25 protein-coding genes are annotated in these 26,496 nt (G+C 59.2%); 15 read left to right on the top strand and 10 right to left on the bottom strand.

What is annotated here, in order from left to right; all coding sequences use genetic code 11:
* Positions 1-315 precede the first annotated feature (315 nt).
* Positions 316-888: a hypothetical protein gene (locus HDF10_RS16175; RefSeq protein WP_183815149.1), complete on the bottom strand. Its 573-nt coding sequence runs from the start codon at positions 886-888 to the stop codon at positions 316-318.
* Positions 889-1,132: 244 nt separating this feature from the next.
* On the opposite strand from HDF10_RS16175, the gene HDF10_RS16170 reads away from it, so the two are divergent.
* From HDF10_RS16170 to HDF10_RS16150, 5 genes are all read left to right on the top strand, one after another.
* Positions 1,133-3,493 carry a winged helix-turn-helix domain-containing protein gene (locus HDF10_RS16170; RefSeq protein WP_183815147.1) on the top strand — a complete coding sequence of 787 codons (2,361 nt, stop codon included), beginning with the start codon at positions 1,133-1,135 and terminating at the stop codon, positions 3,491-3,493.
* 638 nt (positions 3,494-4,131) lie between these two features.
* Positions 4,132-5,919, top strand: coding sequence for an amidohydrolase (locus HDF10_RS16165; protein ID WP_311732787.1), 1,788 nt, complete (start codon positions 4,132-4,134; stop codon positions 5,917-5,919).
* A complete protein-coding gene (locus HDF10_RS16160) occupies positions 5,920-6,846 on the top strand; it encodes a DMT family transporter (protein WP_183815143.1) in 927 nt (308 codons plus the stop codon).
* A 162-nt stretch (positions 6,847-7,008) separates the two neighbouring features.
* Positions 7,009-8,673: a trypsin-like peptidase domain-containing protein gene (locus HDF10_RS16155; RefSeq protein WP_183815141.1), complete on the top strand. Its 1,665-nt coding sequence runs from the start codon at positions 7,009-7,011 to the stop codon at positions 8,671-8,673.
* 373 nt (positions 8,674-9,046) lie between these two features.
* Positions 9,047-9,328, top strand: coding sequence for a peptidoglycan-binding domain-containing protein (locus tag HDF10_RS16150; RefSeq protein ID WP_311732786.1), 282 nt, complete (start codon positions 9,047-9,049; stop codon positions 9,326-9,328).
* A gap of 88 nt (positions 9,329-9,416) precedes the next feature.
* Here HDF10_RS16150 and HDF10_RS16145 read toward each other — a convergent pair whose 3' ends face one another.
* The 5 genes from HDF10_RS16145 to HDF10_RS16125 form a co-directional block, all read right to left on the bottom strand.
* Positions 9,417-10,424, bottom strand: coding sequence for a GspE/PulE/PilB domain-containing protein (locus HDF10_RS16145; RefSeq protein WP_183815137.1), 1,008 nt, complete (start codon positions 10,422-10,424; stop codon positions 9,417-9,419).
* Complete coding sequence (locus HDF10_RS16140; protein ID WP_183815135.1) at positions 10,412-10,744, bottom strand: FliM/FliN family flagellar motor switch protein; 333 nt, start codon at positions 10,742-10,744, stop codon at positions 10,412-10,414. The genes HDF10_RS16145 and HDF10_RS16140 overlap by 13 nt, the downstream gene beginning before the upstream one ends.
* Positions 10,745-10,758: 14 nt before the next feature.
* Positions 10,759-11,772, bottom strand: a complete 1,014-nt coding sequence (locus HDF10_RS16135; protein WP_183815126.1) for a flagellar motor switch protein FliM — start codon at positions 11,770-11,772, stop codon at positions 10,759-10,761.
* A gap of 49 nt (positions 11,773-11,821) precedes the next feature.
* Complete coding sequence (locus HDF10_RS16130) at positions 11,822-12,397, bottom strand: response regulator transcription factor (RefSeq protein WP_183815117.1); 576 nt, start codon at positions 12,395-12,397, stop codon at positions 11,822-11,824.
* Positions 12,398-12,558: 161 nt separating this feature from the next.
* On the bottom strand, positions 12,559-13,605 hold the full coding sequence (locus HDF10_RS16125; protein WP_183815115.1) for an alpha/beta fold hydrolase: 1,047 nt from the start codon (positions 13,603-13,605) through the stop codon (positions 12,559-12,561).
* A gap of 120 nt (positions 13,606-13,725) precedes the next feature.
* Here HDF10_RS16125 and lexA point away from each other — a divergent pair, with 120 nt between their 5' ends.
* The 5 genes from lexA to HDF10_RS16100 all read left to right on the top strand — a co-directional run bounded on the left by lexA (position 13,726) and on the right by HDF10_RS16100 (position 18,754).
* Complete coding sequence (lexA, locus tag HDF10_RS16120) at positions 13,726-14,331, top strand: transcriptional repressor LexA (protein WP_183815113.1); 606 nt, start codon at positions 13,726-13,728, stop codon at positions 14,329-14,331.
* Positions 14,332-14,512: 181 nt separating this feature from the next.
* Positions 14,513-15,721: an efflux RND transporter periplasmic adaptor subunit gene (locus tag HDF10_RS16115; protein WP_183815111.1), complete on the top strand. Its 1,209-nt coding sequence runs from the start codon at positions 14,513-14,515 to the stop codon at positions 15,719-15,721.
* 125 nt (positions 15,722-15,846) lie between these two features.
* Entirely contained in the window at positions 15,847-16,707 is an 861-nt protein-coding gene (locus tag HDF10_RS16110; protein ID WP_183815109.1) for a DUF4097 family beta strand repeat-containing protein, read from the top strand.
* A gap of 75 nt (positions 16,708-16,782) precedes the next feature.
* Positions 16,783-17,490 (top strand): HAD family hydrolase, encoded by a 708-nt coding sequence (locus HDF10_RS16105; protein ID WP_183815107.1) that lies wholly within the window; start codon positions 16,783-16,785, stop codon positions 17,488-17,490.
* 46 nt (positions 17,491-17,536) lie between these two features.
* The gene (locus tag HDF10_RS16100) at positions 17,537-18,754 is read left to right on the top strand and encodes an FAD-dependent oxidoreductase (RefSeq protein WP_183815105.1); all 1,218 of its coding nucleotides are present in this window, start codon (positions 17,537-17,539) and stop codon (positions 18,752-18,754) included.
* 3 nt (positions 18,755-18,757) lie between these two features.
* Here the strand turns inward: HDF10_RS16100 and HDF10_RS16095 are convergent, their stop codons facing one another.
* A complete protein-coding gene (locus HDF10_RS16095) occupies positions 18,758-19,345 on the bottom strand; it encodes a histidine phosphatase family protein (protein ID WP_183815103.1) in 588 nt (195 codons plus the stop codon).
* 158 nt (positions 19,346-19,503) lie between these two features.
* Between HDF10_RS16095 and uvrB the strand changes: the two genes are divergently transcribed.
* From uvrB to HDF10_RS16080, 3 genes are all read left to right on the top strand, one after another.
* Positions 19,504-21,492 (top strand): excinuclease ABC subunit UvrB, encoded by a 1,989-nt coding sequence (gene uvrB, locus HDF10_RS16090; RefSeq protein WP_183815101.1) that lies wholly within the window; start codon positions 19,504-19,506, stop codon positions 21,490-21,492.
* A gap of 99 nt (positions 21,493-21,591) precedes the next feature.
* Positions 21,592-22,440 (top strand): hypothetical protein, encoded by an 849-nt coding sequence (locus HDF10_RS16085; protein WP_183815099.1) that lies wholly within the window; start codon positions 21,592-21,594, stop codon positions 22,438-22,440.
* Positions 22,441-22,639: 199 nt separating this feature from the next.
* The gene (locus HDF10_RS16080) at positions 22,640-23,239 is read left to right on the top strand and encodes a DNA-3-methyladenine glycosylase (RefSeq protein WP_183815097.1); all 600 of its coding nucleotides are present in this window, start codon (positions 22,640-22,642) and stop codon (positions 23,237-23,239) included.
* A 7-nt stretch (positions 23,240-23,246) separates the two neighbouring features.
* Here HDF10_RS16080 and HDF10_RS16075 read toward each other — a convergent pair whose 3' ends face one another.
* Entirely contained in the window at positions 23,247-23,879 is a 633-nt protein-coding gene (locus tag HDF10_RS16075; protein ID WP_183815095.1) for an FMN-binding negative transcriptional regulator, read from the bottom strand.
* Positions 23,880-23,993: 114 nt separating this feature from the next.
* Between HDF10_RS16075 and HDF10_RS16070 the strand changes: the two genes are divergently transcribed.
* Entirely contained in the window at positions 23,994-24,779 is a 786-nt protein-coding gene (locus tag HDF10_RS16070) for a dienelactone hydrolase family protein (protein WP_183815093.1), read from the top strand.
* Positions 24,780-24,794: 15 nt separating this feature from the next.
* On the opposite strand, the gene HDF10_RS16065 is transcribed toward HDF10_RS16070, so the two are convergent.
* Positions 24,795-25,124 (bottom strand): LysR substrate-binding domain-containing protein, encoded by a 330-nt coding sequence (locus HDF10_RS16065; protein ID WP_260177952.1) that lies wholly within the window; start codon positions 25,122-25,124, stop codon positions 24,795-24,797.
* A 165-nt stretch (positions 25,125-25,289) separates the two neighbouring features.
* Between HDF10_RS16065 and HDF10_RS16060 the strand changes: the two genes are divergently transcribed.
* A complete protein-coding gene (locus HDF10_RS16060; protein ID WP_221271788.1) occupies positions 25,290-25,967 on the top strand; it encodes an alpha/beta hydrolase in 678 nt (225 codons plus the stop codon).
* 111 nt (positions 25,968-26,078) lie between these two features.
* Here HDF10_RS16060 and HDF10_RS16055 read toward each other — a convergent pair whose 3' ends face one another.
* The gene (locus tag HDF10_RS16055; protein WP_260177931.1) at positions 26,079-26,477 is read right to left on the bottom strand and encodes a hypothetical protein; all 399 of its coding nucleotides are present in this window, start codon (positions 26,475-26,477) and stop codon (positions 26,079-26,081) included.
* Positions 26,478-26,496 lie beyond the last annotated feature (19 nt).

The raw sequence follows: 26,496 nt of genomic DNA, 5'->3' as shown, positions 1-26,496 counted from the left end.
GGCCTGTCTGCGTGGAACTTCAGCGATGAGGTGCTGCGCTGGCTTCTTCATGGGAATAGTCTGCTCCTCCTTCGGAGGACCTGCTCATCCCATTTATCGTTACTATCCGGCCTCAGCTGCCGAAAATCCCGTTTTCGTGAAGTACGGATAGGCGACTGATCGTAGAGGAGTGACTCGGCGATTTGTCATCCACCGAGATCCGGACACTGAAAATACCCTTCAGCCATCCCACCGAAACGTTTAACCCCAGTTGCCCACAGTGTTCTCCTTGGCCGCTACGCACAAAGCGCACGCAACGACCAAGGATGTGACTTCCTATTGCCGCTCCTCTTGGCGGTCCTCCTCTCTGGTTACTCCGGAGACCGTTCCGGTAAATTCGCCTGAACTCGCGAAAAAGACGGGGTTGTTTAAGGCGTCGGCTAAGACCGGCACGTTCGTCTCGGTCAACGTAAGGGTGCCGGACGCGTCTTTGAAACGGTCAGTTCCACCAGTGATTTGGAGAGTCAGAGTACAGTGGCTCTGTTGGGCCGCAAGATCTACGCAATCGGCTCCCTGCGTCAAATTGACCTTCAACAAACTGCCATCCCGGAAGCGAAACACCCCCGCCCCTGCCACTCGTGAGAAATAAATGTTGGCTGGGCCAGAGCAGGTGCTTGGCGGCGGCTGCTGCGGAGAAGTTGTCTCGGCGCTAATAAGAAGAAAGGTGAATGGTCCCAGTGCACCGTTCCCGGCGAAATTTTCTTCGCCAGTTTGTGTGCCGGGCTGCTGTAGATTGATAGCGCTGGCCCCAGACGTTCCCGAATACGACATCTTTACAGGTTGGTGTTGTGCGTAAACGCTCGCGACACCAAGATTGAGCATCAGCGCCATAGCTGCTATGTATTTCATGTGTGCCTTCCGCTTTCGCATTGTGTAAGTACCTCCCGTGAGATAACCGGCCGAAGTAGGTGCGATCAACCGGTTGTAGGGGCATGAGAACCCACGCGGCCCTGAAGGTCAAAGCAACCGGTCGTGAAAGCTTTGTTAACTGCTAAGCCCATGCGTTTCAAGCGAATGGGTCACGCTGTTAACCGGTGTCACGCGATGGTAGACTCGACTCCTAGTCAGTCCTCTAGGACTTTGGGTGCCAAGTGTGCAGACACAGCCCGGAATCGTCTATCAATTCGGCCCGTTTGAGGTAAACCCCGCGTCGGGAGAACTTCTGAAGAATGGGAGACGCATAAGGCTGCAGGAGCAACCCTGTCGGCTCCTCGTCGCGCTGCTCGAAAACGCCGGAGAGGTCATTACCCGAGAGGAACTTCGTAGCCGCCTCTGGCCGGGCGATACATTCGTTGATTTTGATGGCAGCCTCCGCGTGGCGGTGGGCAAGCTGAGAGAGGCGTTAGACGACAACGCCGACGATCCTCGATACATTCAGACAATTCCGAAGCGAGGATATCGATTCCTTGTTCCTGAAGTCCGCCGGATGAATGCCGCTCATGAAGTCGTCGCACCGCGCGAAGATCGCGAGGTCTTGAAAACGGACGCAACTGCGGCTGCCGTCAGCCCAAAGCACAACCATCTGCTGAGGTACGGGATCGCCGCTCTTGCCGCGCTTATTCTGACAACCGTCGGGATTTTCCTTTGGCAGCAGCGCCCGCACGCCAAACCGCTCACGGACAAAGATGCTCTGGTGCTCGCGGAGTTCGCCAACAGCACCGGCGATCCGGTCTTCGACGGCACGCTGCGGCAGGGGCTTTCCATCCAATTAGAACAGTCCCCCTTCCTCAGCATTGTCTCTGACGAAGAGATCCAGCAGACTCTCGGTCTGATGGGCCAGCCCGCCGATGCCAAGCTGGTATCGGCAATTGCGCGAGAGGTTTGCCAACGGACGGCAAGCGCCGCGGTGCTCTATGGTTCGATCGCCAGGATTGGCACCCGGTACCTTCTGACCCTAAAGGCGGTCAACTGCGAAAGCGGCAAAACGCTGGCAAGCACTGAGGCACAGGCGAACGACGAGAACCATGTCCTTAATGCACTTGGAAAGGTGTCCGTCGAGATACGGAATAAGCTGGGCGAGTCTTTGAGCACGATCCAGAAGTTTGATACTCCTTTGGAGGAGGCGATGACACCCTCGCTTGAGGCCCTAAAAGCTTTCACCTCCGCCATGCAGACGTTGAGGACAAAAGGGCCGGAAGCGGCGACGCCATTTTTCAAACATGCTGTCGAACTCGACCCCAATTTTGCGGTGGCGTACGCCTACCTAGGCGTCCAGGCAACCACTGGGGATCAACCCAGCCTCTCAGTGGACTACCGCACAAAGGCCTATCAACTGCGCGACCGGGCCAGTGAGGCGGAGAAGTATTGGATTACCGCAACCTACCATAAAGGAGTAACCGGCAACATCCCAAAGGCCATAGAAGCCTGTGATCTTTGGATCCAGGATTATCCCCGTTCAGAGCTGCCGCACGTCTACCTGGGAGCGGCAATCTTGCCGGTCGTTGGACAGTATGAGAGAGCACTCGAAGAATCCACCGAGGGAGTTCGTCTGCGTCCTGACTTTGCCCTCGCCTACGCTTTCCGTATACGTGCCTCCACCGCTCTAAATCGCTTCGATGAGGCGAATGCTACCTACGAGCAGGCTCTTCAACGCACTTTACATACGTCCTACATCGATGCCGTCATGTATTTCCTGGCATTCGCGCAGAACGATACGGCGGCGATGGTCCAACACGCCGCAAAAGTGGAGTCTCTACCGAAGTGGGAGCACCAGATGTTGAGTATGGAAGGCGATACTGCCGCCTATTCAGGGCGCCTTAAAGTCGCCCGCGAGCTGAGTCACCGCGCGATCGACCGCGCCCAACGCGTTGGAGAGAAGGACGCGCCCGCACTCTACTCTGCTACCTCCGCACTCAGAGAAGTCTGGTTCGGCAACACCGGCGAAGCGCGGCGACGCGCCACTTTGGCATTGAAGCTCTCGAGCGGCCGCGATCTGCAGTATTTTGCTGCGCTCGTGTTTGCCTATACCAAGGATGACGCGCGAGCGAAGGCGCTGGCCGACGATCTGGACAAAAGGTTTCCGGAAGACACAATTGTGCAGTTCAACTATCTGCCGAGCGTCCGCGGAAGGCTTGCGCTCAACAAAGGAGATGCTTCTGGCGCCATTCAAGTTCTTGGGATTGCCGCGCCCTATGACCTTGGGGGGACGAGAGCCATTGATCTGGATTGGAGCGCGATGTTTCCGGTCTTTGTGCGTGGCGAAGCCTATCTGGCTGCCCGTCGGGGTAGCGAAGCTGCCGCCGAGTTCCAGAAGATCCTCGACCATCGCGGTCTCGTCCTGAACCAACCCATCGGTGCGCTTGCCCATCTTGGCCTCGGCCGCGCTTATGTGTTACAGGGTAACCTCCCCAAAGCCAAGGCGGCCTATGAGGATTTCCTTACACTGTGGAACGACGCGGACCCTGATATCCCCATCTTGCAACAGGCGAAAGCGGAGTACAGAAAGATGAGGTAGCGAAGAGGATCCCGCATTGGCCGGTATATTTCATCGCTTACGGCGCATAAGAGACGAACTATCGACACTCTACCTTCGATTTCGCTGTCTCAATTGGTGATAACAGGCCAGTGCACTCATTGAACTCCTGCTTAGAGGCGAGGATTAGTCCCGATGAACGCGCTTCCGTTCATGTGTCCGCTTTCGGCAATGGCGGTCTAGAGAGCGACGGACCGAACTCAACAAAGTTCTATCACACGAATTTTGAGTTTGGCGCAAGTAACCCATGTTCCGCGCACAAACCCTGTCAAGCCCCGAATCGCATAAAACCCGCGCCAGCCGCGGACTTTCGCTTGGCGTATCAGTTATGCTCCAGCCGCTATAATAGAGATAACCAGCAAATCCAGATCTCAAGTCACAAGGCCGCGTAAGGCCAAAACCTGCACCTCCAGACGAAGTATCACCCGCAATGTAAACAAAACAAGTATTTTGCGAACAACTGTTTTACTTTCTGCATTTTAGCGATAGCCACTCCCTGCAAGCCGATGATTCAAATAGACTTCCCTGCAAGATACCCCGAGGGGGGAGGGGAGGGGACAAGCAACAAAAGTCCGACCCGAAACCACCAACTCTACCCCACTCCGCGGTACACTCCACACGTGAAGCCCTTCACCCTGACCGCAACTCTCCTCCTCACCACCCTCGCCCCGGCGCAGAACCCCCCGCCCGACACCATCTACCTCCACGGAAACATCCTCACCGGCGCCCACCTCCGCCCGAACGACCCCTCCCCCACCCCCGCAAAGGTCCAGGCCCTGGCCATCGCCAAAGGAAAGATCGTAGCCGCCGGCACCGACGCCGAGATCCTCACGCTGAAAGCCCCGAAGACCCGCATCATCGACCTGCACCACGCCTTCGCGATGCCCGGCTTCAACGACGCCCATACCCACATGGCCTCCGCCGGCCGCCAGCAACTCTCCATCAACCTCGACGGAGTCAAATCCCTCGCCGAGATGCAGCAACGCATCCGCGTCTACGTCGCAAAAGCCCAACCCGGAACCTGGCTCCAGGGCGGCGGCTGGGACCACACCCTCTGGCCTGGAGCCAAACTCCCCACCCGCGAGGACATCGACCCCATCACCGCCGGCCACCCCTGCATCCTCGAGCGGGTCGACGGCCACATCGCCCTCGCCAACTCCGCCGCCCTCGCCGCCGCCGGCATCACCGACGAGACCCCCACCCCCCCCGGCGCAAAGATTGATCGGCCCGACCGCGATCCCTCGGGCCCTCCCACCGGCATCCTCCGCGAATCCGCCGCAACCAACCTCGTCTTCAGCAAAATCCCCCAGCCCGGCCCCGAAGAGCGAACCAAAGCCCTCAACCTCGCTATCAACGACGCCCTCGCCCACGGCGTCACCAGCGTCCAGGACTACTCCGACTGGGAAGACTTCCTCACCCTCGAAGAGCTAGAAGACGCTCTCCAGCTCCACCTCCGCTTCGCCGAGTGGCTCCCCTTCGACAAGCCCCTCGAGATCCTCAAGGAGCGCCGCGCCAGCCACTCCCCCGACGACCCGCTCCTCCACCTCACCATGCTCAAGGGCTTCATGGACGGCTCCCTCGGCTCCCGCACCGCAGCCCTCGACGAGCCCTACTCCGACGACCCCAACAACTCCGGCCTCCCCCGCTACGACCAGAGCAAGCTCACCCAGATGGCCTCCGAGCGCGCCGCCGCGGGCTTCCAGCTCGGCTTCCACGCCATCGGCGACCGCGCCAACGCCATGGCACTCAACACCTTCGGAGCCGCCGACCAGGTAGCCACCCTCGCCCCGCCACCCGCCAACCCCAACACCACCGACGCCCACATCGTCACCACCCCACCTCCACCCGACCCGACCCCCGCCGCCCTCCGCTTCCGCGTAGAACACGCCCAAGTCCTGCTTCCAGAAGACTTCGACCGCTTCTCGAGCGAGGGGGTCATCGCCTCCATGCAACCCTCCCACCTCCTCACCGACATGAAGTGGGCCACCGACCGACTCGGCCCCGAGCGCGCCAAGTACGCCTACGCCTGGAAGAGCTTCCTCGACCACAACGTCACCCTCGCCTTCGGCACTGACTACCCAGTGGAGTCCATCAATCCCTTCCGCGGACTCTACGCCGCCATCACCCGCCAGAACGAAGCCGGAACCCAGACCTTCCAGCCACAAGAGAAAATCTCTCTCAACGAAGCCATCTACGCCTACACCCAGGCCTCCGCCTTCGCCGAGTTTCGCGAACACCAGAAGGGCCGCCTCGAGCCCGGCTACCTCGCCGACTTCATCGTTCTCGACCGCGACATCACCACCGCAACCCCACAACAACTCCTCCGCACCAAGGTCCTTCGCACCATCGTGAACGGCGAAACCGTCTACTCACAATCACCGAAACCCAACGCCGGAGCGACCAACTAGTTGCCCCACCGACCAAGCCCGACCACCCTGGCCCACCTCTTACTCCTCGCGGTCGTCATCATCTGGGGGGCCACCTTCGTTTTAGTAAAAGATGCGCTCCACGACATCTCGCCGCTGCTCTTCAACCTGCTCAGAATGGCTCTTGCCTTCCTCGCCTTAGCCATCGTGAACCATCGTCAACTCCGCATCATCAACCGCCAAAGCATCGTATCCGGCCTCATCGTCGGCCTCTTCCTGGCCGCCGGATACCAGTTCCAAACCACCGGTCTGGCCCGCACCACCGCGGCGAAGTCCGCCCTGATCACCGGCCTCGTGGTCGTCTTCGTCCCACTCTTCACCCTCATCGCTGCGATTCGCCCGCAAGGGACACCACCGCCGCGCTGGACCACTGCCATCGGAGCCATCCTCGCCTTCTCCGGCCTTCTCCTGCTCACAACGCCCGCCGGAACATCCTGGCGGAATCTCTCGAGCAGCATCGGCGCAGGAGATCTACTCACTCTGGGCTGCTCCATAGCCTTCGCCGCCCATCTCCTATCGTTGGCTCACACCTCCCGCAGGGTCCCAACCGCACAGCTCGCCACTCTCCAGATCGGAGCTGCTGCACTTCTCATGGCCGTCACGCTGCCCTTAGGCGGAAGGCCTCATCTCACCCTCACGCCTCGATTAGTCACAGCACTCGCTATCACCAGCCTCCTTGCCACAGCCGCAGCCTTCACCATCCAAAGCTGGGCCCAGCAGCATCTGCCCCCCACCCACACGGCGATCCTCCTTACCCTCGAGCCCGTCTTCGCCTGCCTCACCTCATTCCTCGTCCTGCACGAACATCTAGGCCACCGGTCCCTCTTGGGAGCCGCGCTCATCCTCTCAGGAATAGCCTTCATCGAACTTTTTCCCTCGGAAGCTCCAATCCCTACCTACCCCTCCTAAGGTTCACGCAGACTTTCGTCTTCTTCTTGCGTCTAATCTGATTGTGAAGCTGACCTCACCTCAGGCCAAAGCACAATACACCGCAGCGACTATACTTAAACTTCACGCCGCGCACACTCTCCGGCACACAGCAACGCATAACATTGAGGTCAAGACCTACTAATGGACACACCGAAGAACACATCCTCCACGCTGCTCGAACGCATTCGCACCCATCGCCTCACCACGACGTTCACCCTTCTTGCCACATTGTCGGTCGGCATACTCGCCGGTTCCATCCTCACGCGCAATGTCAGCGGCAAAGAGCAGTCTGAGGTCAACTCTACCGACGCAAAGCCTCTCGTCATTCCCTCTCCAGTTGCGCTTTCCAACGGCTTCTCCCAGATCGTCAAGCAAGTCGGACCCGCCGTCGTCAATATCAATACCGAAGAGCTCCCCAAGCCCTCATCGAACAAGCGTAAACGTGGCGGCCAGCGTCTGCCCCAGCCAAGCGACCCCAACGGCGACGACGACAGCCAGCAGTCCCCAGGCGATATGCAGGACTTCTTCAACCGTTTCTTCGGTGGTGGCCAGGGTGGCGACGATAGCGATGGCGGTGCTGCTGGCGAACGCCGCGCGCTCGGTTCCGGCTTCATCGTTGATCCTCGCGGCTACATCATCACCAACAACCACGTCGTCGACAAAGCCGACAAGATCTACGTGAAGCTCTCCACCGACCCTGACGGCGGTCCCGGGGACGAAGGCCGTGCCGCCACCGTGATCGGCGTCGACAAAGACACCGACATCGCCGTCATCAAGATCGACACCAAAGAGCCGCTCCCCACCGTCAAGCTCGGCAACTCCGACGGCGCACAGGTCGGCGACTGGGTCCTCGCAATCGGCAGCCCCTTCGCCCTCTCAAAGACAGTCACCGCCGGAATCATCTCTGCTAAGAATCGCAGCATCGACGAGCCCAGCCCCAACGGCGTCTCCCAAACCCAGTTCCAGCGCTTCATCCAGACCGACGCCGCCATCAATCCCGGTAACTCTGGCGGCCCGCTCGTCGACATGGCCGGTCAGGTCGTCGGTATGAACACCGCCATCTACACCCAGTCCATGGGCTCTCAAGGTGTCGGATTCGCAATGCCCGCCAACATCATCGCAAGCGTCTACAACATGCTCATCGGACCCGAACATAAGGTCGTTCGCGGCTCCATCGGCATCCAGTTCCAGGTGGCCCAGTCCTCTGCCGTCAACCGCGTGTATGGCTTCTCGAGCGGTGTCATCGTCGGCGTAGTCACACCCAACGGTGGTGCGGCCAAGGCCGGCATTCAGGCAGGCGACGTCATCGTCTCGATCGATGGTCGCAATATCAAAGACGGCGACGATCTGGTCAACGACATCTCAGCCCGCCATGTCGGCTCGACTGTAAAACTCGGCTACCTCCGCGACGGCAAACAGAACACCGCAAATGTAGTCATCGGAGATCGCGCCAAAACATACGCGGATATCACCGGCCAGCCAGACGACACCTCTACCCCACAGGAGACCGACGCGGGAGAAGGCAAGCTCGGCATTACCGTCTCGGCGATCCCGGCCTCCTTGTCAGCCAAGGTGGGGATCAAGGGTGGCGTCATCGTCACCAACGTCCGCCCCGGCTCCTTCGCAGACGAGATTGGCCTGGGCAAAGGAACGATCATCACCGCAATCAATCGCAAACCAGTCACAGATGAGACCAGCTATCGCGCAATCGTCTCCACCCTCAAGTCCAAGGACGACGTCGTCTTTGTGATTCAGTCCCCCATCCAGAAAAACCTCAACTCCTACGTAGGCGGGACGCTGCCATAGCATTCCTCCCATCGAACCCGACAGAAGAAGGAGTGATCCTGATCGACCTCAGCCTCACTCCTTCTTCCATCCTTCTTCCATGGTTCGAGAACTCCACAAACAACCCACCGAAAGATGTATTTCCAATAGTCAACCTTTTTCTTGCAATACACATTACTATCGGGGTACCCTACTCTCAGCATCGACGACAGTCTCGGTATTCACTTACCGATATTTATCCCAAGGTGATGTACTAACTATGCAGTTCGGCAGAGCATTTCTAACCTCGACGTTGCTTCTGGCAACCGCAATGCCATGCCTCGCGTTCACGCACTCGCGTCGTGGCCCAACCTCGCCCAGAGTGTCGAGTAAACACTCAAAATCCGCGAAGCCAGTGGGACAGCGAACTATCGATGATGCGCGAGCAACCCAGATCCAGGCCTCGCTGATCAAGTCCGGCTACCTCTCCGGCGAGGCATCAGGCCACTGGGACTCTCAGACACAGACGGCGATGCAGAAGTTTCAGGCAGATAACGGCTGGCAGACAAAGTTGATCCCCGACTCCCGAGCCATCATCAAGCTGGGTCTCGGCCCCGAGCAAAGCTCCAAAAGCACCGGCATTCCTGCAATGACGGTCTCCGATGTGTCGCCGACCTCAGGTTTCATGCAGCGATAAGACATTCGCTCACACAAAAAAGAGGACCAATCGGCCCTCTTTTCTTTCAACGAAATCCTCATATGTCGCTGCTATTGGATCCAGGTTGCTATTGAACTCTGATGGTAAAGACGTAGTCTTTCACGTCCTCATGTGACACCGGAAGATTACCTGCTCTCCCCACCGTGCCGCTCTCCAGCCACATCCTCAACCAATAATCCTGGTGAAGTCGAACCAGGCGAGTCGCCACCGGTTGTTTCTGTTCTAACACCGCAGTGATCCGCGCGGCCATCGAATCCTTATCCGCGGCTGTCTCCAGCTTTGCCTCCACTCCTTCGCACGCAAGTAGCCTGCTTCGAGCCGCTTCGAACTGAGCCCCCTCCACAACTCCACTCTCAACTTTCAATCCCGTCATCTGTTCCATCGCCAGCGCGGAGGACGCATCCAGATGATCCGCAAAACCGATATACAGGATTCGTGATCCCGCAACTCTCAACGGCAGCAGGCCGAACTTTTCAACGAATACCCTGGGCATTACCAGAGCCATCGCCTCCGGAGAGAATCCCTCGGTCGTCAGCACCGGGCACCCCCACTGCATGCTCAATCCGCGGGTAATCTGCTCAGCCTCCACGCCGCACTCGCTCAGAAGCCATTCACCGATCTTCCCACTCCCGTTCTCTCTTTGCGCCGCCAACGCCTTCTGAAGCTGCGGATGAGTAATCCATCCCTGCGCCAGCATCAGCAGGCCAAGCGGAACTCGATGCCGATGTGGAGACAAATCTGCCGACGCTCCTCCGTCTCGCAACTCGCGGCGCACTGCCGCATGCACCATCGCGAGCACGCACCGTCCGCTACATCCCCACTGTCCTTCGAAGATCGGTCTGCGCCGATTTCGCCAGGGCATCGTCCAACCGCTCTCACACTCGGAGTTCCCGCACATCCTCCGCTGCGGCGTCTTCCCCGCAGAAGCCGGGAGGCCATACCCTTCAAACCCCGCAAGCTCATTCGACGGCCTGTACTCATCCTCCTGCCAGGCTACCCCGTTCCCTACCCGCAAGGCACTCGGCATCAGCGCGCTCACCTTCATCGCTCCCGTCTTCTTCGTTAGAAAAGGCATCGAATACTCTCCAGTCTCAACTGCGGCGTAGCCACTTCCGTGATGCGCAGCGCGAAGTTGCCGCTGACGACAACCACCTCGCCCCGAGCCACGATTCTGTCTCCCACAACAAGGTCCACCGGTTCGGAGACATGACGATCCAGTTCCACCACGTCCCCTGGTCCAAGCTCCAGCACCTCTCGCAACGGCATCTCACGCGAACCGAACTGCAGCGTCGCATCCAGCTCAATGTCACACAACAACCCAATCCTCGGATCAATCCCGGGATTATTCCCAAGCCCAATCCCAGCAATCTCATCCGAACCCGTCACCTTCTCCATGTCCCGTTCCTCTCCTAGTTCACACTCATCGTCTCGGCCGCGCTCTGAGTCTCCAAAACGCCGCTTAGGTCTTCACTCTCGATCTCGCCCTCCAGCTGAGCCCCACGATGTTCGCCGGTCCTCACCGGATGCGCTCTTCCCAACTGCAAGCCACCAACCCGCAACTCGGAGATAGCGTGCTTCGCCAACGGGAGACGCAGGACCATCCCCGGCTCCAGCGCCGCCAACTCACTCGCACGAAGCCTCATCGAGGGAAACTGCAGAGCAGCGCCGAACTTTACCTCGCCCATCAGTTGGCGCACCCTTGCCTGCGCCTCCTTGGATCGCCTCTTGGGACGATCCCCCTCGGAGATCAACCGCCGCAGAATCGCATTCAGGACAACCGCCGGCAGGCAGATATTCATCGCGCCCTGAGCCTCAGGCATCCGCGCCTCGAAGCTCACGCACAGCGTTCTTTCTCCGGAGGTCAACATCCGCGCCACCGCCGCCTCCGACTCTCTCTTCTCGAAGACGAACTCCAACCCGACCGACTGCCATGCCAGGTTAAGCTCCTGCACCGTCATCTGCACCACAGACGTCAGAATCGCATCTTCAATATCGGTCAACTCTCGCGCGGGCCACGCCCGTCCTACCCCACCCAGCAGAACATCCACGATCGGCGATGCCAGCGCAAGCTCCAACTCCAGCAACCCCACCGCTCCCAGTGGCTCCAGCCGAATCGAACAAATGTAGTTCGGAGAAGAGAGTCGTTCCAGAAACTCACTGAAGGGAAGCTGCTCCCCCGCGACCAGTTTCATCTTGAACGGAGTCCTCAACCACGCCCCCAGGGTGTGCATCAGGTTCCTCGCAAACAGATCGTTCACCGAACTGATCGCTCGCATCTGATCGTTGCTGATCTGCCCCGCGCTGCTGAAGTCATATTGTTCCAGCGGCACTTCGGCTTCAGCACCTTCAGGTTGCGCCGAAGCATTCGCCCCGGCTGCCGCGAACAGTGCATCGATATCTCCCTGCCCAAGCTGCTTTCCCATGCATTCCTTTCTTTGGTTAGAGATCTCACACAACAACTCGATCAGAGCGTCAACGTGTTCCAGCCTTGCGCTTCGAAGCTTTAGCCTTCACAATCCCGGCAGAGTCTCCCGGCCGCAAACTCGCAAGCGACGCCCTCAGCCTCAGCACCGCCGAAGAGTGGATCTCCTTCACCGTCAGATCCACCAGCTGACCGTTCCGCATTACCTTGCGCTCCATCCGGTTCAGCTCCACGTCGCCATGTCGCAGCACCGGATCCGCAAACTGCTCTCGCCGCCGCAGCAGCGCCCGGCAGCGCGCCGTCAGCTCATGAAAGCTGAACGGCTTCAGCAGGCAATCATCTGCGCCAAGGTTCAAACATTTGATCCGCTCTTCCACCGAACTGCGTCCAGTCAGCACCAGCACCGAGGTCTCATCAAAGCGCCCGCTCATCTCCGCCAGCACTTCGGTCCCATCTTTTCGCGGAAGACTCAGGTCCAGCACGATCAAGTCCGGACGATGTTCTTCCGCATGCCGCAATCCGGCCTCGCCATCACCCACCCAATCCACCTGGTGTCCCTCCAGCTTCAAACCCTTCTGGAGAAACAAACCCAACGCTGCATCATCTTCCACAATCAGAACTCGCATTTCGTCTCCCAAGGCACACTCAAGATGTTCAGGTCATCCCTTCCAACCGAAATTGCATTACCGTTTCGGTGGCGTGTTATTACCTTGGTGCATCCGGCTCATCCTGACAAGAGTTCTTCGCGATCTTTTTGTGGGGACAATTTCAAAACGGGAATCTAGCACTACCTCGCCAAAAACCGCTCCACCCGCGACGACACAGCCTCGGCATCGCAGTTCATGATCAAGTGCGCGCAGCTTCCTGCGGAAACATACGTCTCCGCCCCCACGGCCTTCGCCCACTCCAGCGCAGGCTGCGGAGTCACCATGCGATCCTCCGCCGCCACAATCACCAGAAACTTCACCGACACTCCCCGCGCAACCTCGTCGATCGTTCTTCCATGCAACACATCGTGATGCATAATCGCCTTCGCCTGCCACACCCTGTCATTCGCGTCCTGTCGTTGCGGCGACTCCACCATCTTCAGCCACTCTGCAAACTGCGTCCTCGGCACCTCGGCATTTCGATACTGCGGTGCACTCACAATCATCGTCCCGATCGCATTCGCCAGCTTCAACTGCGGCTCCGTCACATACCGCCCATGCATGTACGCAGGGTCCGACTCAATCGCATCGATCACGATCTGCTTCGACAGCAGATCAAAGCTCGTCACCTGCGGCGTCCCCACGATCGGCACCGCAAGATCCACAAACTTCGGAAACAGCACCGCCCAGGCAAACACCTGCTCTCCGCCCATCGACAGCCCCACCGCCGCGTGGAGATGCCGCACATGCAACACCTCGGTCAACACGCGGTACTGCGCCCGCACCATATCCTCCATCGTGAACTCCGGAAACTTCGGCCCATGCTGCCGCCTGCTATTCGATGGCGACGAAGAAACCCCATCCCCAAACGCATCGAACGCCACCCCGAAGAACCGCGACGTATCCACCAGCCGATGCCCAGTCTCTTCCGTCCCAAAGAGAGGAGCCAGGTCGTCGCTCCGTCCATTCAGCCACGAAGGCATCACCACCACATTCGACCCATCAGCGTTCAACCTGCCATAAGTGCGGTACCCCACCCTGCAATCCAACACCACCTTTCCACTCTCCAAAGCGCAGCTTCCCAACTCCGCAATCTTCTGCGCCTCCTCCGCCCGCCCCACAGATACAGCCAGCATCAAGGTCACCACCAAACCAAAGATACGAACCAGCTTCTTCGAAGTTTTCATCGAATCAGCATATCCCCGCGTCCGCTCTTACCAACCGCAAGTGTCCCGCGAAGCACACTCGAGAAAAGAAACTCGAAAGATCCCCTTGCAATTCGCTTTTTATTCGCTACAATCATCCGCATGGCAATTACACGGCGACAAAAAGAGGTCATCGACTTCCTTTCCGGCTTCACCCAGAAGAACGGCTACTCGCCCTCCTACGAGGAGATCGCCAGCGGCCTGGGTCTCAGCTCCCTCGCCACCGTCCACAAACACATCACCAACCTTCAGAACAAAGGCCTCCTCCAGCGCGCGCACAACCGCAGCCGCTCCATCGACGTCCTTCCCGCACGCAGCGGGAAAAAAGGCTCCGACCGTCTCCCTCTGCTGGGCCGCATCGCCGCCGGCAAGCCCGTCGAAGCGATCGAGAGCGCCGAAAGCATCTCCCTCTCAGACATCATCGGCAACCGCGAGGTCTTTGCCCTTGAAGTACGAGGCGACTCCATGCGCGACGAGCACATCGTCTCCGGCGATTACGTTCTGGTCGAGCGCACCCGCACCGCCCGCGAAGGCGAGATCATCGTCGCTCTGATCGACGGCTCCGATGCAACCCTTAAACGCTTTTACCGCGAGGGCAGCATGATCCGCCTTCAACCCTCCAACACCGAAATGTCTCCCATCTACGCTCCGGCCGCGAATGTCAGCATTCAGGGCAAGGTCCTCGGGGTTCTCCGAAAGTACGCATAAATTCACAGTCACCCGCCTGCCCCACTGCTTTCTCCCTCCCACCTCCCCCGTCTAAACGTCGACTCTGCAACATCGCCACGCCGTCACGTAAACTTTTTTGTAGTCGACGGAACCGCGGAGCGCATTCCTGCGTAACCACACTCCGAAGACTCATATCACCAGCAAAAACGGGAGCAAGCAATTGGCTACGCAACGTAAAAACAAACGAAAAACCTGGCTTTGGGTCGGCCTCAGCGTCCTGGTCTTAGCCATCGTTCTCGGCGTGGTCGCAGCCGCTCACGGCAACACCACAAAGTTTGAGCCCTCGCAACTAGCCAAGGTAGAGCGCGGAGACATCGCCCGCTCCGTCGTCGCCACCGGCAAGGTCCAGCCCATCACTAAAGTCGAGGTCAAATCCAAAGCCTCGGGCATCGTCACTCGCCTCGACACCGACATCAACGCTCACGTCCATCAGGGCCAGGTTCTCGCCCAGCTCGACCAGCAGGAGATCCTCGATCAGGTAGCCGCACAAAAGGCCCAGCTCGCCGCCGCCGAATCAAATGCGCGCGCCGCTGAAGCCTCCATCCAATACGACAGGGTCAACGCCGAAGCGCCCGACCTGCCCATGTACAAGCACACCTACGATCGCAACCTCCAGATGTCCAAAGAGGGTGTGGTCTCGCAGCAGGCCCTCGACGACGCCCAGCAGAAGTACCTCTCTGCCGCCAACACCCGCGACAAGGCCGTCTCTCAAATCTCGGTCGACTCCTCCAAGCTCCGCCAGGCCCAGGCCCAGGTCGCTCAGAATAAAGCCTCCCTCAAGCAGCTGGAAGAGCAGCTCGGATACACCACCATCATTTCGCCCATGGAAGGCACCATCCTCTCCCGCGACGTCGAGATCGGCGACGCCGTCAGCTCCATCCTCGTCCTCGGCTCCACCGCCACCCTCGTCATGACCATCGGCGACACCAACCAGGTATACGTGCAGGGCAAAGTCGACGAGTCCGACATCGGCAAGGTGTACATGGGCCAGGCCGCCCGCATCAAGGTCGAGTCCTTCAAGGACAAGACCTTTCTCGGCAAAGTCACCAAGATCGCGCCCCTCGGCGTAGAGAAGGATAACGTCACCACCTTCGAGGTCCGCGTCTCCATCGACAACCCCGGCGGCGAGCTCAAAGCCAACATGACCGCGAACGCCGAGATCCTCCTCGAAGAGCACAAAAACGTCCTGACCGTACCCGAGCAGGCTGTCCTCTACGACAAAGATCGCAACGCCTCCGTCGAAGTTCCCGACCCCAAGCAAAAGACTGGCCGCAGAAAGATCGACATCAAGGCCGGCATCTCCAACGGCACCAAAACCGAGATCCTCGCCGGCCTAAACCCCGGCGACACCGTCATCCTTCAGCAATAACCTGCAAGGCCAGTGGCAACAAGAAAGTCCGCCAACCGAGCGGGCAAAGATCGCAACCTTCACCCGACGAGCTAACATCTAAACCGCAGTACCCAGAGTCGAAAAGTCGAAAAAAAGGAACGCCCATGAAGATGACAGTCTTCACCTCCACCGCCGCAATGCTTACCCTCGCCGCAGCCACAGCCTTCGCCGCCGACGGCAACTTCGAGCGCACCCTCAGCGCTGGCAGCTCTCCCAACGTCTCCGTCTCTACCGGCTCCGGCCAGATCCGCCTCCATCCCGGCTCCGGAGATCAGATCCACATCGTCGCCCATCTCCACTCCAGCCACGGCTGGATGAGCGGTGGCTCCGACACCGACAGCCGCATCCAGCAGATCATCGCCAATCCGCCCATCGTCCAGAGCGGCAACGACGTCACCATCGGCGAGCGCCACAACAACGACCTCTACCGCAACATCTCCATCGACTACGACATCTCTCTCCCCCGCGCCTCCACCATCAACTCCACCACCGGCTCCGGCGATATTGAGATTCAGGACGTAGGCGCCGCCGTCAAAGCGCAGAGCGGCTCCGGCAGCGTCCGGGTCCACGGCGTCCAGGGGATGACCACTCTCGGCACCGGCTCCGGCGACATCGAACTTCAGCAGACCGGACCAGGCGACGTTAAGGCCGAAACCGGCTCAGGAAGCATCCAGCTCCGCGGCCTCAATGGAGCCCTCAAAGCCAGCACGGGCTCCGGCGACATCACCGTCGAAGGCCAGCCCACCAGCGACTGGAAGCTCTCCACCGGCAGCGGCAGCGTTGGCCTCACTGTCGGCAGCGCCCACTTTAACCTCGACGCCGACACCGGCTCTGGAAACATCAGCGTCGCTCAGCCCATGACCATGCAGGGCAGCCTCAACCGCCATCACGTCAGCGCGGTCGTAGGCGGCGGCGGCCCCACCCTCCGCATCGGCACCGGCTCAGGCGACATCTCCATCAAATAGTCCTCCCCTAAAGAAGAGAAACGGTGGCCGCGGAACTAACCGCAGCCACCGTCTTTTTTCTATTACCCTTAAACCATGCCGCTCGCATCCCCTCCCCGCCTCATCGTCTTCGATCTCGACGGCACCCTCATCGACTCCCGCGTCGATCTCTGCAACTCCGTCAACGCCACCCTCGCCCACCTCGGCAAACCCACACTCCCCGAAGCCGTCATCTCCGGTTACATCGGCGACGGAGTCTCCATGCTCGTCCGCCGCGCCATCGGCGACCCTGAAGGCGACATCTCCGACGAGCAATATGTAACTCAAGCGCTCACATTCTTCCTCGACTACTACCGCATCCACAAACTCGACTACACCTACGTCTACCCCGGCGTCCTCGAAGCTCTCCAAACCATCCGCGCCACACACCCCCAAACCCTCATGGCCGTCCTCACCAACAAACCCGTCCATCCCTCCCGCGACATCTGCACCCACTTCGGTCTCTCACCGTTCTTCTTCCAGAACTACGGCGGCAACAGCTTCCACACCAAAAAACCCGACCCCCATGGCCTCGAAGCCCTCATCGCCGAAGCCTCCACCCTCGCCGGCCACGCCATCACTCCCGCCGAGACCATCATGGTAGGCGACACCGACATCGACGTCCTCACCGCCCGCAACTGCGGCGCCCGCAGCATCGGCTGCACCTTCGGCCTCAAACCCCACTCCCTCGAAGACGCACCACCCGACCACCTCGCCCACACCCCCGCCGACTGGCTCACCTTCATGCTCGCAAATCCGCAGTAAATCTTTTTGACGCTCTCCCCGCGGCTTGCTACCCTCATCACCACCCATGGCCGTCGCTCCCAACCCGCTCGCCACCACCTGCTGCATCATCGGAGGCGGTCCCGCAGGCATCATGCTGGGCTTTCTCCTCGCCCGCGCCGGCATCAAGGTCACAGTCCTCGAAAAGCACGAAGACTTCTTCCGCGACTTCCGCGGAGACACCATCCATCCCTCCACGCTTGACCTCCTCTACGAACTCGGCCTCCTCGAAAAGTTCCTCACCATCCCGCACTCTCAGGTCGCAGCACTCTCCGCCATCATCGGCGGCGAGCGCTTCCCCATAGCGAACTTCGCCCACGTCCCCACCCACTGCAAGTTCATCGCCCTCATGCCGCAGTGGGACTTCCTCGACTTCCTCTCAAGCGAAGCCAGCCATCTTCCCGCCTTCACCCTGCGCATGGGCTGGGAGGCCACCGGCCTTATCCAACAAAACGGTGTCACCGCCGGCGTCCGCGCCAACACACCCGAAGGCCCGGTCGAAATCCCCGCCACCCTCACCGTCGGCTGCGACGGCCGCCACGCCATCTCCCGCGACGCCGGCCACCTCACACTCCAGGACGTCGGCGTCCCCGTTGACGTCCTCTGGCTCAAGATCGCCCGCCAGCCCTCCGATCCCGAGAACGCGCTCGGTTACATCAACTACGGCCGCCTCATCATCCTCATCAACCGCAACGACTACTTCCAGGTCGGCTACATCATCGCCAAAGGAACCTTTCCCGCCATCCAGCAGGAAGACATTCCCGCCTTTCAACAAAGCATCGAGCGCGTCGTCCCCTTCCTTGCTGGCCGCACCGCCGAGATCGACTCCTGGGACAAGGTCAAGCTGCTCACCATTCAGGTCAACCGCCTCATCGAGTGGTCCTCGCCCGGCCTCCTCTGCATAGGCGACGCCGCCCACGCCATGTCCCCCGTCGGAGGCATCGGCATCAACATCGCCATCCAGGACGCCGTCGCCACCGCCAACATTCTCAGCGAAGCGCTGCTCTCAAACACCCTCAGCCCGCACAATCTCGCCCAGGTGCAACACTATCGCGAAAGCGCAGTTCGTAACACCCAGCGCGTGCAGGTCTTCGCCCACCGCATCCTCAACAAAGTTCTCCGCAACCCGGGCCCCATTCACCCACCGCTCGCCCTGCGAATCCTCACCAGCCTCCCGGGCTTCCAAAATCTCCCAGCCCGCTTCGTAGGAGTAGGACTACAACCCCAGCACATCAAGAACTTCTAGCCTCTACTCAAATCCGCGATTCCAACTTGAGATCACCCGCGTCTCCCGTTCCCACCCCATCACACTGACGCTTCCTGTCCCCAACGCCAGCGAACTCCCGCCCGTGGCAGGCAATCCGATCCACCGCGCCGCCAGAATCCGCAGGATATGAGCGTGCGCAAACAGCGCCACCTTTCCGCCCTGCGGAGCAGCCGCCAGCGCTCGAGCAATCACTCCATCCGCACGCTCCCCAACATGCTCTACCGTCTCGCCGCCGATAATCTCGTTCTTCCACACCGACCACCCAGGAATCTCCGCCTGAATCTCCTTGGTCGTCTTCCCTTCGTACACGCCGTAGTCCCACTCCTTCAACCCGTTCTCCACCACAGCCCGATCTCCAAGCCCGGCAATCGCACACGTCTCCCGCGCTCTCTGCATCGGGCTCTCAAACACAGCATCGAACTTCGTCCCCTTCAGATAATCCCGCAACTCCTCCGCCCGCTTCCGCCCATGGTCGGTCAACGGAATATCCGTCCGGCTCGTATGCGCCCCACTCAAACTCCACTCCGTCTCCCCATGACGCACCAGCCACAACTCAATTCCCACACTCATCGCACCCTCCCATAAAAAACTCATCCAGAGAAAAATTCGTCATCTCGACCGTAGGCGGCGCACTTGCTGCCGTAGTGGAGAGACCCCGTATTTCGCTTTTGCTTTTGTTCTTGTTTTCGTCATCACAACCTGCCCTCTAAATAAACTATCCTACAAAGATGGACTTCCAGCTCTCGACCACCTACAAGCCCCAGGGCGACCAGCCCCGCGCCATCTCCGAGCTCATCTCCGGCATCCACGCCGGCGAAAAAGATCAAGTCCTCCTCGGCGTCACCGGCTCCGGCAAAACCTTCACCATGGCCAAGGTCATCGAAGAGCTCCAGCGCCCCGCCCTCATCCTCGCTCACAACAAAACCCTCGCCGCCCAGCTCTACCACGAGTTCAAAACCTTCTTCCCCAACAACGCCGTCGAGTACTTCGTCTCCTACTACGACTACTACCAACCCGAAGCCTACATCCCCGCCGGTGATCTCTTCATTGAAAAAGAATCAACCATCAATGAAGAATTAGATAAACTTCGTCTCGCCGCCACCCGCAGCCTCTTCGAGCGTCGCGACGCCATCATCGTCTCCTCCGTCTCCTGCATCTACGGCCTCGGCTCGCCCGAAGCCTATTACGGCATGTTGATGCTCCTCGAAAAAGGCCAGAAGATTAAGCGCGAAGACATCACCCGCCGCCTCGTCGAGATCCTCTACGAGCGCAACGACGTCGACTTCCGCCGCGGCACCTTTCGCGTCCGCGGCGACATCATCGAGGTCTATCCCACCTACGACGAGAATGCCTACCGTATAGAGCTCTTTGGCGACGAAATAGATTCACTCTCCCAGATCGATCCCCTCTTCGGCACGGTCCGGCAGAAGTACTCCCGCCTCCCCATCTACCCCAAGTCCCACTATGTCGTTCAACCTGAGCGCAAGGCCACCGCGGTGAACTCCATCCTTGAAGAGATGGAGTGGTGGGAGAAGGAGCTCGAAAATCAGGGCCGTCTCGTCGAGTCCCAGCGCATTCACCAGCGAACCCGCTTCGATCTCGAGATGATCAAGTCCGTGGGCTTCTGCCACGGCATCGAAAACTACTCCCGCCACTTCTCCGCGCGTCTCCCCGGCGAACCGCCGCCCACGCTCCTCGACTACTTCCCGCAGGACTATCTGCTCTTCATCGACGAGTCCCACGTCACCGTCCCACAGCTCCACGGCATGTGGCACGGCGACCGCAGCCGTAAACAAAATCTCGTCGACTATGGATTCAGGCTTCCGTCGGCGATGGACAACCGCCCCCTCCGCTTCGAAGAGTTCGAGTCCCGCACCGGCCAAATCATCTACGTATCCGCCACCCCCGGCGCCTACGAGCTGACAAAATCCGCCGGCGTGGTCGTCGAACAGATCATCCGCCCCACCGGCCTCATTGATCCTCAGGTCGAGATCCGCCCTATCAAAGGCCAGATCGACGATCTTCTCGCCGAGATTCGCGACCGCACTGCAAAGAATCAGCGCGTCCTGGTCACCACCCTCACCAAGCGCATGTCCGAAGACCTCGCCAGCTACTACACCGAAGTCGGCGTCCGCTGCCGCTACATGCACTCCGAGATCGAAACCCTCGAGCGCATCAAGCTTCTCCGCGACCTCCGCAAAGGCGAGTATGACGTCCTCATCGGCATCAACCTTCTGCGCGAAGGCCTCGATCTCCCCGAGGTCTCGTTGGTAGCAATCTTAGACGCCGACAAAGAAGGCTTCCTCCGCTCCCAGGGCTCTCTTATCCAAACCATCGGCCGCGCCGCCCGCCACGTCGAAGGCCGTGCAATTCTTTATGCGGATAAGATGACTGACTCCATGCAGCGCGCCATCAACGAAACCGACCGCCGCCGCGAAAAACAAGTCGCCTACAACGAAGAAAACGGCATCACTCCCGCCAGCATCATCCGCCCAATAGAAATGGGCCTGGCCGGCATCCTCAAAGCCGACTACGCCGACCTCACCGACGAAGCCGAAGGCATGCCCGACTTCTCCACTCAACAAGAGCTCGACGTCTACATAGGCAAACTAGAATCCGACATGCGCGAAGCCGCCAAGAAATTCGAATTCGAAAAAGCCGCCAAGCTCCGCGACACCGTAAAAGAACTCCGCACCAAAGAGTTCCTCTTCAGTTAGAAGAACATTTGTTCCAGCAGATACGCCAATGCACTGTAAGCTTGCGATGGATAAACGGAAGGGTGAAGATTAGGGTTTGTTGGGGCATATGGGCAACTAATGAATCAGCTGACTGTATCGAACGTCTATCTCCACACCGCGACACCAACGAATGCGCAGACGGACCTGCTGCAACTGGTAGTTACCGCGAATCTAGCCATACTCACATCCACGATCTGGTCTTACGGATGGCGAATCGGGCACCTCAGGAACGCGGTGGATCCCGGTTTGCAAGCGATCCGCCAGAGCCTAATCGAGCAACGTGGCGAGCGGACTGACCCGCGAGTAAACCATTATTTCAGCCAGAAGTGGGGAGCACAATTACAAGCCACCGTCGAAGCCGGAACGGTCGTACTCGTGCACAGCCTTTTAGACGGGGTGCTGACGAAACTTTTGAGCAGTTTTGTTTTACTCAACACCGCACATTGGGAATCTCGAATCCTTAAGGCAGCAACTAAGGAATACTCGCTCCAGCAAGCGATCACTATGGATAGGGCAAGTGCCTTCGACAAAGCGGCAGACGGCTTCATCCACAGATTTGGCAAAGAGAGCCTGATCAAAAAGAACGAGCTGCTTTTCGCCGCATTCACAGACGAAGCGAGAGCAATACACCATCAATTGCTGCAACCCGGTGAATCTCTGTTAAGGCGTTTCGATCGTTTCAGACACCAGATTGTGCACGAAGACGGACTCGTCAAAATTCGATACGACAATGCATTATTAGATGCTGGTGTGATGCTAGACCATGCCTCGGCACTCGTTTTCGCTACTGCCGTCACACTTGGTGTACCTCAAGATGAAATTTATAAGCAGATGTCGACCCTCGGCCTCGAAGGTGTAGCATCCCCTCTTACAGAGAGCGACTTGGAATCGATAGAAATCACTCCACGTCGGGTCAGCTCGACGTAACGTTATGTGAGTAGTGGTCTCACAGCAGCGGCGTATTGCAGTCCGGCGGGTGGCTTACCACAAAGCTTGGGTGGGGTTGGCGGGCAGCCCACCTATTGGTTTCTATCTAGCCTGCGCAAAATTTGGGTAACCATCAATGTGCGGCTTGCGGACGGTGGGGATATAGGATGAAAGCGTCAAAATCTCAACACTCAAAAATATGAACAGCCCCCCGCATACCCGTCCCCCCTCTAAACTCCTCCCACGACTCTTCTACACCCGATCCCCCGAAATCGTAGCCCGAGCCCTCCTCGGCAAGCTCCTCATCCGCGACCTGCAAGGCGAGCGCCTCACCGCCCGCATCACCGAAGTCGAAGCCTACCTCGGCCTCATCGACCCGGCATCCCACGCAGCCCGCGGTCTCACTCCCAGCAACGCAATACTCTTCGGTCCATCCGGACACGTATATGTCTACTTCATCTATGGCATGTACTACTGCCTCAACGTCGCCTCGCATCTTCCCGGCGAAGCCGGAGGAGTCCTCATCCGAGCCCTCGATCCAATCGACGGCCTCGAAACCATGGCCGATCTCCGCGGCCTTCCCCACAACACAAAACCCAAACTCCTCACCGGAGGCCCTGGCCGCCTCTGTCAGGCTCTCGACATCACCCGAAACAACTCCAATGGCCTCGACGTAACCTCACCCACCTCCGCCATCCAGATCCTCGACGACGGCCACCATCCCACCGATATCCAAACCACCCCACGCATAGGCATCAGCAAAGCCGCCGACCGCCCCCTCCGCTTCCTCCTTGGCTAAGCCGTCACTACATAGCGCCTTCAACTAGCCTCTTCATCATTTGGCTCTCCGGCGTACCCTCCTTGCTCAGTCCTTCCAGCACTCCCTCTCGATCCCGCATCGTGCGATTCTGACTGACCTTCCACTTCCCCTCCAGGCGGCCGATCGGCAGCTCCAGCCCCACAATCCCCTTCATCATCGTCTCTATAAACTCCTCCGGCGCATCGCTCACCCGCCACGGCATCGCTGTCCCGGCTTCGTTCTCATTCGTCAGCCTCTCAAGGTGTGCTCTCATCCAGCCCTTGTCCTCCATCACCTTCAGCGATCCGTACGCGTGAACCACAACATAGTTCCACGTCGGCACCTCTCTCCCATGCTCCACCTTCCCCGGATACCACGTCGGCGAGATGTAGTGCTGCGGGCCAGAGAAGATCGCCAGCGCCTCAACCGAAGTGTCCAAATCGCGCCACTGCGAATTCGCCCGCGAAACGTGGCCCCTCAGCACGCCCAGCGGCGAACCGTCCTCCTCAAGCACCATCGGAATATGAGAAGCCACCAGCCCAGACGAACTCAAAGTCACCAGTGCCGCCAGCGGCTCCGCCCTCATCAGCGAGTGCAGCACCGGCACACGCCTCTCTTCATTCGCACGTGGAATGTACATCCCTCACCTCATGACTCAGCATAAGCCACACCACTCTCAACCAGAATAAGATAGACACCGGGGCAAACTCACAAGCGAGTCATCCCTCATCCGAGATTCGAGGCGAAAAGAAAAATGATCATCGTCAACGACGAGTACGTCACACTCGACACACCCACCGGCCCCATGCGGACCCACATCGTGCGCCCCGCCGCCCCCGGTCGTTACCCCGGCATCGTCTTCTACTCCGAGATCTTTCAGATCACCGCGCCCATCCGCCGCACCGCCGCCATGCTAGCCGGCCACGGCTACATCGTCGCCTGCCCCGAGATCTACCACGAGTTCGAACCCGCCGGCACCATCCTCGCCTACGATCAGGCCGGCTCCGACCGCGGCAACGCGCTTAAGACCACCAAAGAGCGCTCCAGCTACGACGCCGACGCCCGCGCCGCACTCGATCACCTCAAGTCCCGCCCCGACTGCACCGGTCGTCTCGGAGCCATGGGCATCTGCATCGGCGGCCACCTCGCCTTCCGCGCCGCCATGAACCCCGACGTCCTAGCCACCGCTTGCTTCTACGCCACCGACATCCACAAAGGCTCCCTCAGCAAAAGCGGAGACGACTCCCTCCAGCGCGCCGCCGACATCCATGGCGAGCTCCTCATGATCTGGGGCCGTCAGGACCCGCACATCCCTCTCGAAGGCCGCATGGCCGTCCTCGCCCGCCTCAACCAACTCGAAAAGAAGTTCAGCTGGCACGAGGTCAACGGGGCCCACGCCTTCATGCGTGACGAGGGCATCCGCTACGACCCCGAACTTGCCTACAACCTCTACGGCCTCGTCTTCGACCTCTTCCATCGCAAACTAGGCGAAGGCGACCAGACCACCCACACCACCGCCTCCTCCGAAACCCGCCACTAGAACTCTTGAAGAATGCTATGGAACGTTCGAACTGCCTGCCCAGTTGGCAATGTACGTCTTCAAGAACCGGCTGAACTCTTTAGCGTCCTCTGACAAACGGCTGCCGCGGTTGCTAATTTGATAAAAGTCAAGGCTGACCACTGGGTCAATCAGCGCGCTCGTGGTGACCTTGCGGTTACGGCAGGCGAGCATGCCAAACGAAGGGATGACGGCGATACCTTCCTGAGCCTCCACTAGTGCAATCTGCGTCTCCAGCAGCTTCACGGTTTGTTCGCGTCTGCAAACGACGCCAACCTTCGCAAGCTGCTTGTCGATAATCAACTGATGGGGATAGTCCTTTGTCAGTGAGATTAATCTCTGCTAGCTGAGAGAGGACCACCGCGTCGGTGCGCTGTTGATCGCAGCCCCCTGATCCGGGAACACTGCCATCAGTGCAAAGCGAAAGAGCGAACTCCTCCGCATTCCCGAGGAGTTCTTGAAGATCCCAACTCCCATATCAAGGGTTCCGTTGTGCTCGTCCATGGTGGATTCGTAGACGGCTCTGGATGGGAAGGCGTCTACAACATCCTCAAGAAGAAGGGATATACCGTCACGGTCGTTCAGAATCCCACAATATCTCTTGCGGATGATGTCGCGGTCACGAAGAGGGCTATCGCCGCATTGAATGGTCCCGTTATTCTCGTTGGTCATTCCTACGGTGGGGCGATCAGCAGCCAGGCGGGATCCGACCCCAAGGTTGCCGGGCTTGTTTATATCGCCGCATTCGCCCCGGACAATGGCGAAGCTGTCAGCTCTCTGATCAAGAACCCTCCTCCGGGTGCACCGGTCCCCCCGATTCTGCCGCCGCAGGACGGCTTCCTGCTTCTCGACCGGGAAAAGTTTCCAGCATCGTTTGCCGGTGACGTAAAGCCTGAGATGGCAGAGTTCATGGCGAACTCGCAGGTCCCGTGGGGACTCGAGGCTTTGAATGGCGTCGTCACCGAGGCCGCTTGGAAGACGAAGCCCAGTTGGTATCTCGTTACCACAGATGATCGGATGATCCCGCCTGACGCTCAGCGAGCCATGTCGAAACGAGCCGGTTCAAAGGTCGTCGAGGTCAAGGGAAGCCACTCGGTCTACGTCTCACGGCCCGACGCGGTTGCTTCACTTATTGAGCAAGCGGTGGCTGGTAGTACCTCGAAGCAGTAATTTCGTGAAGATTTGCTGGAGCTTCGCTGTTCAGGGCGGTCATGGCAAATGTGACTAGCTCCCATCAACGAGCAAGGCTCCAGCTCCTTCACACTGCAGGCACGTGTCGAGTTACCGCCAGCTAACCGCCAGATGCCACCGCATCTTCCTGTCCATCGTCTTTTCGAGCACGTGGGCATACTCCAGCAACTCTGAGAGCACCTGTTCCCCCTCGGTTCCGAGCTGTTGCGGATCAGTCTCCAGGGTTCTTAACAACGCATGCACCGTCTTCAGCCCATCTGCGGGAGAGTACCACTGTGGCGGGGGCAGTCGACGCAACAGCTCCTGGTTCCCCGCGCCCTCTTCGATCAGAAGCGACATCGAATTCTCATCCGCCGAAAAGAACTCAATCAGCGGTCGAACCCCAAGCCGGAGAGCCAGTCGCTCCAGCGCATCCTCATGCCGCGCCAGCGATCGCCCGTTTACAAAGATGTCGAAGCCCGGGTCTTCGCCCTCGACCACAATGTACATGGAAGCAGCCATTGACCAA

Source organism: Tunturiibacter empetritectus (assembly GCF_014201375.1).
Classification (GTDB): Bacteria; Acidobacteriota; Terriglobia; order Terriglobales; family Acidobacteriaceae; genus Edaphobacter; species Edaphobacter lichenicola_D.
This window is presented reverse-complemented; position numbering and strand designations above follow the sequence as displayed.